The sequence below is a fragment of the Frankia sp. AiPs1 genome (genome assembly GCF_023716945.1).
Classification (GTDB): Bacteria; Actinomycetota; Actinomycetes; order Frankiales; family Frankiaceae; genus Frankia.
In genome coordinates, this window is record NZ_JAMQQF010000229.1 from 1 (window position 1) to 8,811 (window position 8,811).

Here is an 8,811-nt window from a genome sequence, read left to right on the forward strand (position 1 = left end):
GTGTCGGCGCCCGGCTACTCGCCCGCCTGCGCGGCGGTCGCGGCGCGTCGCGGCGACCGCGGGCGGGGAGGTGGAAGTGTCCGCCCGCGGCCGCTGCGTGCCGTCAGTCCCCGCGCCGGGCGAGGGTCACTCGCCGCGCCAGACCGGCGCCCGCTTCTCGGCGAACGCCAACGCGCCCTCCTTGGCGTCCGCGGAGGCGAACACCGGATTCATGATCTCCGCCTGGCGGTCGAACGCCTCGTCCGCGGGCCAGGAGGACGCCGACGCGAGGATCTCCTTGGTGGCGGCGACGGCCAGCGGCCCGTTCGCCGCGATCCGGGCGGCGAGCGCCCGGGCGCCGGCGAGCGCCTCGCCGGCCGGGGTCAGCACGTTGACCAGGCCGTAGCGGTGGGCGTCGACGGCGGAGAGCTGGTCGCCGGTCAGCGCCAGCTCCATGGCGACCTGGTAGGGGATGCGCTTGGGCAGGCGCAGCAGGCCACCGGCGCCGGCGACGAGGCTCCGCTTGACCTCCGGGATGCCGAAGGCGGCGTTCTCGGCGGCGACGACCAGGTCGCAGGCCAGCACGACCTCGCACCCACCGGCCAGGGCGAAGCCCTCGACGGCGGCGATGATCGGCTTACGCGGCGGCGTCAGCGTGATACCGGCCAGGCCCCGGCCCTCGATAGCGACGTTCTCACCGCGCAGGAACGCCTTGAGGTCCATCCCCGAACAGAACGTGCCGCCGGCGCCCGTGATGATCGCCACGGTCAGGTCCTTGCGGGACTCGAACTCGTCGAGGGCGGCGGCGACCCCCTCGGACACGGCGCGGTTCACGGCGTTACGCGCCTGCGGACGGTTGATCGTGATGACGGTGACCCCGTCGGCGTGTTCGACCAGAACTTCGTCGGACATAGTGCTCCCTTGTTGACGGACAGTTAGCCACGTGCGCCCGCGCCGCCGCATACGGGTGATCTCGCCGCGGACGTGGCTGTTTTCACGCAATACCCGGTGGCCGAACGCTACCGCTGTCGCGCCGCAGAGGAGAGTTCTCGGCCGCGCCACCGCCCTCGCCTGCTCCCGAACCGCGGCCGCCGGCTCGAGCAGCACCGGCGCAAGGGTCTGCGACTGGGTCTGGGCAAGCTTGTGGGCCTGCGCCGGGTCCGGGTACGCCTGGTTCCCTCCGTGATCGTCGCCGGTCGGTGGCCCGCCGGTCGCTGGCCCGCCGGTCGGGTGCTGGCGGGGTGGGTGTTGGTGGGGTGGGTGCTGTGGCGGGTATGGGACGTCGGTCACGGCGGGCCCACGGGGTCACCAGCGGGTCCTAAGGTGGCGGCGAGACCCGCTGGGTAGGCATTTGTGCAGGTCGGCGGGTTGTTCGGACGGCGGGAGGGGGTGGCGCCGGTGCGGGACATCGCCGACGCGCTGCGGCGCTGGCGGGCCGCGGGCGCAGCGTTCGCGGTGGCGACCGTCGTCGAGGTGCGGGGCAGCGCGCCCCGCCAGCCCGGTGCCGCCATGGCCGTCGCCGCCAGCGGTGAGGTCGTCGGCAGCGTGTCCGGCGGATGCGTCGAGGGCGCGGTCTACGAGGCCGCGGTCGAGGCGATCCGCACCGGTGTCCCCGCCCTGGAGAGCTACGGCATCTCCGACGACGACGCCTTCGCCGTCGGCCTGACCTGCGGCGGGATCATCGACCTGGTCATCGTCCCGTACCCGGCCCGCAGACCGTTCGCCGCCGCCGAGGTGAACGTGGATCCGCCTGCCCAGATGGATCCGCGCGTCCACGCGGAGGCCGACGAGCAGCGGCGGCAGCGGCGTGCGGGGGACGCGCTCGACGCGGTCCTCGCCGCGCTGGCCACCGACGACACGGTGGCGCTGGTGACCGTCGTCGGGGGCGGGGGACTGGGCAGTCAGGTGGCGGTGTGGCCCGATCGGACCATGGGCTCATCCGGGGTCGCCGGTCTCGACGTCGCCGCGGTGGACGATGCCCGCGGGCTGCTGGCGGCCGGTCGCAGCGGGCTGCGCCGCTACGGGCCGCGGGGGCAGCGGCGGCCGGACGCGATCGGCGTGTTCGTCCAGTCGTTCGCCCCACCGCCGCGGATGCTGGTCTTCGGTGCGATCGACTACGCCGCCGCGATGGTGCGGTTGGGCCGTTTCCTCGGCTACCGGGTGACGGTGTGTGACGCCCGGCCGGTGTTCGCCACCGCGCGGCGTTTCCCGGACGCCGACGAGGTGGTCTGCGAGCGCCCGGTGGCCTTCCTCGCCCGCGCGGCGGTCGACGCTCGCACGGTGATCTGCGTGCTCACCCACGATCCCAAGTTCGACATTCCGGTGCTGTGCGCCGCGCTGCGCTCCCCGGCGCACTATGTCGGCGCGATGGGGTCGCGGCGCACCCACGTCGACCGGCTGCGCCGGCTGCGTGCCAGCGGCGTCGCCGAGGACGCCCTCGCGCGGCTGCACTCCCCGATCGGCCTGGACCTGGGCTCGCGCACGCCCGAGGAGACGGCCATCTCGATCGCCGCGGAGATCATTCAGAGCCGCTGGGGCGGCAGCGGCCGCCCACTGCGGGCCACCGACGGTCGGATCCACGCAGATCACGGCGAGCCACCCAACCCGTCCGAGTCATCCGAGTCGTCCGAGCGGGTCGAGTGGGTCGAGCCGTTGGCGGATCTGGTCGCCGACCCTCGCGGTCGCGCCGAGGGTGCCGGCCGACAAGACGGCTGAGGGAGATCCGTGGCCGTCGAGGTCTGATCCGAGGTCGGGCGCGGGGTGGCCGCGCGCTCGCTCGGGTGGGTGGCGGTAGGCGGTTCCGCGGAACCGGTGATCTTCGGGGCGAGGCGACTGGAGTCAAGGGGCGAGTCGGGGTCTGTCGGGCTGGGGCGACCGGGTATCGGGGCGGGCCGGGCAGCCCCCGGGTGGCCACCGGAGAGCTCCGCCGCGCGGGGGTGTCGGGGCCCGTCGGCCTGCCCGTGAGGCTCGCGGTCGCAGCGGGGGATGGGGCCCGGCCTGCGCATTTGCGTATCGCGATGGGTGACGGCCGGCACGGCGGCACTGCTTGAGTCGGTGAACCGGCGTTCACTATGCTGGTGAACGCCGGTTCACGTAGGTGGCCGATCCTGTTCCGAGCACTGCCTGTCTCGATATTCTTTCTCGATCATCCAAGGAGTCACGTGGACGAGCCTGCCGCGCATCCGGTCCGCGCCGAGTCCCCGGGGGAGACCCCCGCGGCGGGCGGGGGGCGCTCCCGGCAGCTCAGCGCCGTGCTGGGCGTCGGCGGCATCCTCACCGCGATCTCGCAGGTCTCGATCGTGCCGCTGCTGCCCGACCTGCCCCGGCTCACCGGCGCGTCGGCGTCGAACGTGAGCTGGCTTCTCACCGTCACCCTGCTCGTCGGTGCCGTGGTCACGCCGCTGTTCGGGCGGGCAGGGGACATCTTCGGCAAACGGCGGATGCTTCTGGTCGCGCTCGGGATGCTGACCACCGGGTCGGTCCTGTGCGCGCTGACATCGAACATCTGGCTGCTGATCCCGGCCCGCGGCCTGCAGGGCGCCTGCCTCGCGGTGGTACCGCTGTCGATCAGCATCCTGCGCGACGAGCTGCCCCCCGAGCGGGTCGGGTCGGCGGTCGCGCTGATGAGCGCCACCGTCGGCATCGGCGCGGCGCTCGGCGTTCCGTTCGCCTCCCTGATCATCCAGTTCGCCGACTGGCACGTGATGTTCTGGGTCACCGGCGGGCTCGGCCTGGCCGATCTGATCCTCGCCGGGCTGCTGGTGCGCGAGTCGAAGGTCCGCGCCCCCGCCCGTTTCGACGTCCCCGGCGCGGTCGGGCTGGCCCTCGGCCTGTTGTGCCTGCTGCTGGCGCTGTCCAAGGCGGCCGACTGGGGCTTCACCAGCCCGCGCTTCGGCGGCCTGATCCTCACCGCCGTGGTGATCTTCATCGGTTGGGCTCGCTGGCAGCTTCGGGTCGCCGACCCGCTGGTCGACCTTCGCCTGGCCCGGCGGCCCGCGGTGCTCGCCCCGAACGCCGCGGCGCTGCTGATCGGCTTCTCCTTCTACGCCAACTCGCTGTCCACCGCCCAGCTCGTCCAGGTCCCGAAGGAGACCGGCTACGGCCTGGGCCTGTCGGTGTTCGCCAGCGGCCTGTGCCTGCTGCCCGGGGGCGTGGCGATGTTCGCCCTGTCGCCGGTCGCGGCGAGGATCACTGCCACCCGCGGCCCGCGGATCACCCTGCTGCTCGGCGCGTCCGCCCTCGTCTTCGGCTACCTGCTGCGCCTGTTCACCAGCGAGAACCTGCCGATGATCGTGATCGGTGCGGCGGTCGTCGCCGCCGGGACGGCGCTGGCCTACTCGGCCATGCCTATGCTGATCATGAATGCGGTTCCCCGCACGCAGACGGCCGCGGCCAACGGCCTCAACGTCCTGCTGCGCACGGTCGGGCAGGCGATGTGCAGCGCCGTGGTCGCCGCGCTGCTCAGCCACCTCACGATGGCGACCTCCGTCGGGGCCGTGCCGAGCCTCGGCGCCTTCCAGACCGTGTTCGCGATCGCCGGCGTGGTGGGGGCGCTCGCCCTCGGGGTCGGCTGCCTGGTGCCCGCCCGCGGCCGGGCCGACGTGGCGCTGCCCCTGCAGGCCGGCGGCCCACCGCGGACCGACGACATCCTGCACGGTGACCCCGTTCGCATGGACGCCGGTCGCACGGACGCCGGTCGCACGGACGCCGCGCGCATCGTCGCGCAGGCGCCCCGGCCGCGCCGCCACCGCTCTGCACGCCGCTCCACCTGGCGCAGCAACGACGGCTCGGCAACGACGGCTCGGTGACGGCGGACACGGTGACGGCGGCTCGGCGAGAGTGTGATGCCCGCACGGACCCGACGGTGCCGAGGCGGGTACGGTGCGGCGTCGCCGAGCGGTAGCGTGCAGGCTCAGGCGTCCCGGCCGGGGACGTCCGCCGCATCCCGGGACGGGCGGAGGACCGGACTGTGACCAGCCCCTCGACCCTCGGACGCCGGGGGGACGCCGAGGTCAGCCGCGAGGCGATCATCACCGCGGCCCGCCGGGCGTTCGCCCGCCAGCCCTACGCCGCCATCACGCTCAAGGCCATCGCCGCGGACGCCGGGGTGAGCGCTCCGCTGGTTCTGAAGTACTTCGGCAGCAAGGAGCAGCTCTTCGCCCGCGTCGCCCGGTTCGGCGACGAGATCGACCGGTTGCTCGACGCGCCGCTGCCTGATCTCGGCCGCCACCTGCTCCACGCTCTTCTTGACGCGCACGAGCAGCGCCGCGACCCGCTCATCCGGGTCGCGTTCGCGCTCCAACACGGCGAGCACGCGACCCTGCTGCGCGAGAACTTCCGCGATCAGGTCGTCGCCCGGCTGAGGTCGCGCCTGACCGGTCCGGATGCGGCCCTGCGCGCCGAACTCGTCCTCGCCCACCTGCTCGGCCTCGGCGTCCTGCGCAAGGTCGTGCACACCGAGGCGATCAGCGTCGCCGAACGGGACCGGATCGTCGACCTGTGCGCGCCGGGCCTGCAACACCTCCTCGACGGCACCGTCTGACGGCCCCGTCGCCACAGTGATCACACTGCCGAACGCGGTTGGGGTCGGTTGCGGTGCGTTCTGTACGGTCCGGGCCCGGCGATGGTGCACAACGCACCGCAATCCCCCTCCCCACCTTCCAAGATAATCAACGGTGTTGACGATTTGGCACCGTTCATGATCATCCAGGCGGGTTGGCGGATCCCGCCGCGGTGCCGATGCCGGGGCGGCTCAGCGGTGGGCGGGCGCGTCGCGCGGGGGACGAGCGCCGGCGAGGTCGGCGTTCGGCGCGGCGGCGCGGACCAGGCCGGGGATGACCTCCCCGAGCGCGCCCGGGTCCCAGACGCCGTCGACGTCGACGGCCGGACCGGCGACCCAGCCCTCCAACACGGTGATACTGCCGCCAACGACGGCGAACGCCCGCCCGGTCACCCCGGCCGACGCCTCGCTACCCAGCCAGACCACCAGCGGCGCGATGTGCCCGGGGGTCATCCTCGCCGCCTGGGCCTCGGGCAGGTCGCCGGTGAGACCCTCGGTCATCCGGGTCAGCGCGAGCGGAGCGATCGCGTTCACGGTCACGCCGTAGCGGGCGAGCTCCAGCGCGGCGGTGATGGTGAACCCGGCGATGGCGGTCTTGGCAGCGCCGTAGTTCGTCTGGCCGATGTTGCCGAACAGCCCCGACGGCGAACTGGTGTTGACGACGCGTCCGGCCCGCCCGCGCCCGGCGGAATGCTCGTCGCGCCAGTAGACGCCGGCGTGGTGAGTGGGGGCGAAGGTGCCCCGCAGGTGCACCCGTACGACGGTGTCCCACTCCGTCTCGGTCATGTTGACCAGGGTGCGGTCGCGCAGGATCCCGGCGTTGTTCACCAGGACGTCGAGGCCCCCGAACGTCTCGACCGCCTGGGCGACGAGGCGCCCGGCCGCGGCGAAGTCGGCGACGTCCTCGGTGTTCGCCACCGCCTGCCCGCCGGCCGCGCGGATCTCCTCGACGACGGCGGCCGCGGGCCCGTCGTCGCGGCCATGGCCGGTTCGGTCGCAGCCGAGATCGTTGACGACCACCCGGGCACCCTCGGCGGCGAATGCCAGCGCATGCGCCCGCCCGATCCCGTTGCCGCCCCCCGTGACGATCACCACCCGACCCGCGCACAGACCCGACACGGGGTTACACCGGGTCCGCGGCGTGGGCGACGATCTCTTCACCGAAGCGGCGCACGGTGTCCTCGGCCGCGGCCGGGTCGTCGCCGCAGACCGCGATCACGATCCAGTCCGCACCGAGCTTGCCGTAGGTCGCGACGTCGTCGAGCATGGCCGCCGCGTCCCAGTCCTGCCGAACGTCGAGCTGCGGCCACATGCCGGTGGCCACCACGTCGAGGGCGTCCGGCGGGCGGCCCGCCGCGTCCAGCCGGGCCCGGACGTCGTCGACGACTCGGGTGAACCCGTCGACGCCGGCCACGGGCGCCGTGCGGATCGTGCGCGCCAGGGCGTCGTTCGTGAGCAGGGTGACGACCCCCTGCCCGTAGCGGACGGCCCGCTCCCGCCCCCACGCGCTGTTGCCGTGCAGCCACAGCGGCGGGTGGGGCTGCTGGACGACCCGCGGCTGGATGTTGGTGCCGCGGGTCTGCAGCAGCGGGCCGCTGTGGGTCAGCCGCGGCTGCTCCCAGCTCGCGCGCAGCACGTCCACCGTCTCGTCGAACGCGGCGAGCCGCCCGTCGAAGTCGACGCCGAGCGCGCCGAACTCCGAACGCAGGTAGCCCGCGCCGAGGGTCAGCGTCAGACGCCCCCCGGACAACGCGTCGAGCGTCGCCACCTGGTGGGCGGTCAGCAGCGGGCTGCGGTAGGGCGCCACCAGCGCCCAGGTGAACAGGCGGATGCTTCGGGTCACCGCCGCACAGAACGCCAGCGACACCAGCGGGTCGGCGCTGCCCTCCCCGCCGGAGTCGACCCAGCGGGCGGACGGCGCGGGATGGTCGCTGAACCCGAGCGCGGCGAATCCGGCCTCCTCCGCCGCTCGCGCGAAGCCGGTGACCGCCTGCGGGGTGAGGATCCGCGGCGACCAGGCGGGATCGGCCACGCCATGCTGGACGGCGAATCTCATCGGGTGGGGTGTTCGTAGGTCTGTGCCATGGCTAGGCAGTATCGCCCCACGGGCCCGCCCGGCGCCCGCTCTTTGCCCGTCCGCCGCGACCGTCGTCCCCGCCGACGCGCCCACGCGGTCGGGCGCCGGATGTCGGGCGGCTCAGTGCGCCGCGCGCTCAGTGCGGCGGGCGGGGCCGGCCGTCGGGGCCGGCGCTGAGCTCGTCGTCGCCGAACTCGCAGACGCCGGCCGCGGCCCACGCGTCGAGGTAGTAGTGCGGGAAATGGTCGCTGATCGTGTACGGGAACAACCGGCCCAGCGGCCGGACCTGGCCGAGCGGGAACGCGGCCAGCGCCCCGGCGAACCCCAACACGCTGAGAGGTGGTCGACGAGATCGCGGTAGACCGGGAACTGTTCGTCGAGCCGCGGCCGGTACGGGCGCAGGTCGTCGAGGTCGAGGACCTGCGCGTTGCTCACCTGCACCCCTCGCTCACCTGCACCTCCTGGATCGTGACGATGTACGGATCGATTCCGGAGAGTAACTAACCGTGGTCGCCATCGTCTCGGCCGGCGACCCGCCGCGGCCGGTCGCCGGCGGTCGTAGGGTGACGAGGATGGGCCGCGCCGCGCAGGAACCGCAGCGTCGGGCGTTGCTCGTGCGCCGGGCGGAGCTGACCGACCTGACCGGGCCGGCTGGGCTTACCGGGCTGGCTGGGCTGACCGGGCCGCGCGGGGCGACCAGGGCGACCGGGGCGGTCCCGCCGGCACGGGTCGCGGATGTGCGCCTTCTCGGCGGGCGGATCGTCGAGGTCAGCGCGGAACCGCTGCGTCCGCGGGCCGGGGAGCATGTTCTCGACGCCGCGGGCGGCGCGCTGCTGCCGGGGCTGCACGATCATCATGTCCACCTGCTGTCGCTGGCGGCGTCGGCGTCGTCGGTGCGGGTGGGGCCGCCCGAGATCGTCGACGAGGCCGGGCTGCGCGCGGCACTGCGCGCGGCCCCGGGCACCGGTCCGGCACGGTGGGTGCGCGCGGTCGGCTACCACCCGTCGGTGGCCGGCGACCTTGACCGGCGCGCCCTCGATGCGCTGGTGCCCGACCGGCCGGTGCGGGTGCAGCACCGCGGCGGGGCCCTGTGGGTGTTCAACTCGCCGGCGCTGCGCCTGGCCGGTATCGATGGCTGCGACCTGCCGGGCGTCGAGCGTGACGGCACCGGGGCGCCCACCGGGCGGCTGTGGCG

The 8,811-nt window shown here is 74.0% G+C and carries 9 protein-coding genes; 5 read left to right on the top strand and 4 right to left on the bottom strand.

The genetic code is table 11. The features are described 5' to 3' along the window. Window positions 1–126 precede the first annotated feature (126 nt). Window positions 127–891 (bottom strand): crotonase/enoyl-CoA hydratase family protein, encoded by a 765-nt coding sequence (locus ND748_RS18670; RefSeq protein ID WP_251747223.1) that lies wholly within the window; start codon window positions 889–891, stop codon window positions 127–129. Between the two features lie 486 nt (window positions 892–1,377). Here ND748_RS18670 and ND748_RS18675 point away from each other — a divergent pair, with 486 nt between their 5' ends. From ND748_RS18675 to ND748_RS34690, 3 genes are all read left to right on the top strand, one after another. After that, window positions 1,378–2,694 carry an XdhC/CoxI family protein gene (locus ND748_RS18675; protein WP_251747225.1) on the top strand — a complete coding sequence of 439 codons (1,317 nt, stop codon included), beginning with the start codon at window positions 1,378–1,380 and terminating at the stop codon, window positions 2,692–2,694. 446 nt (window positions 2,695–3,140) lie between these two features. Further along, window positions 3,141–4,787, top strand: coding sequence for an MFS transporter (locus tag ND748_RS18680; protein ID WP_251747227.1), 1,647 nt, complete (start codon window positions 3,141–3,143; stop codon window positions 4,785–4,787). 161 nt (window positions 4,788–4,948) lie between these two features. Then, the gene (locus ND748_RS34690) at window positions 4,949–5,521 is read left to right on the top strand and encodes a TetR family transcriptional regulator (protein WP_251747228.1); all 573 of its coding nucleotides are present in this window, start codon (window positions 4,949–4,951) and stop codon (window positions 5,519–5,521) included. Between the two features lie 210 nt (window positions 5,522–5,731). On the opposite strand, the gene ND748_RS18690 is transcribed toward ND748_RS34690, so the two are convergent. From ND748_RS18690 to ND748_RS18700, 3 genes are all read right to left on the bottom strand, one after another. Next, the gene (locus tag ND748_RS18690; RefSeq protein ID WP_251747230.1) at window positions 5,732–6,658 is read right to left on the bottom strand and encodes an SDR family oxidoreductase; all 927 of its coding nucleotides are present in this window, start codon (window positions 6,656–6,658) and stop codon (window positions 5,732–5,734) included. Window positions 6,659–6,662: 4 nt separating this feature from the next. Beyond that, the gene (locus ND748_RS18695) at window positions 6,663–7,595 is read right to left on the bottom strand and encodes an LLM class F420-dependent oxidoreductase (protein WP_251747232.1); all 933 of its coding nucleotides are present in this window, start codon (window positions 7,593–7,595) and stop codon (window positions 6,663–6,665) included. Between the two features lie 157 nt (window positions 7,596–7,752). Next, on the bottom strand, window positions 7,753–7,947 hold the full coding sequence (locus ND748_RS18700) for a hypothetical protein (protein WP_251747238.1): 195 nt from the start codon (window positions 7,945–7,947) through the stop codon (window positions 7,753–7,755). Between the two features lie 8 nt (window positions 7,948–7,955). On the opposite strand from ND748_RS18700, the gene ND748_RS18705 reads away from it, so the two are divergent. Together ND748_RS18705 and ND748_RS18710 are read left to right on the top strand one after the other, a co-directional pair. Next, window positions 7,956–8,120, top strand: a complete 165-nt coding sequence (locus ND748_RS18705; protein WP_251747239.1) for a hypothetical protein — start codon at window positions 7,956–7,958, stop codon at window positions 8,118–8,120. 68 nt (window positions 8,121–8,188) lie between these two features. Further along, window positions 8,189–8,811, top strand: a 623-nt coding sequence (locus ND748_RS18710) for an amidohydrolase family protein (protein ID WP_251747240.1), incomplete at its 3' end; no start/stop codon positions are given.

Coding starts and splice junctions, on each gene's coding strand:
- ND748_RS18670 (WP_251747223.1), bottom strand. CDS start 891: ATGTCCGACGAAGTTCTGGTCGAACACGCCGACGGGGTCACCGTCATC.
- ND748_RS18695 (WP_251747232.1), bottom strand. CDS start 7,595: ATGAGATTCGCCGTCCAGCATGGCGTGGCCGATCCCGCCTGGTCGCCG.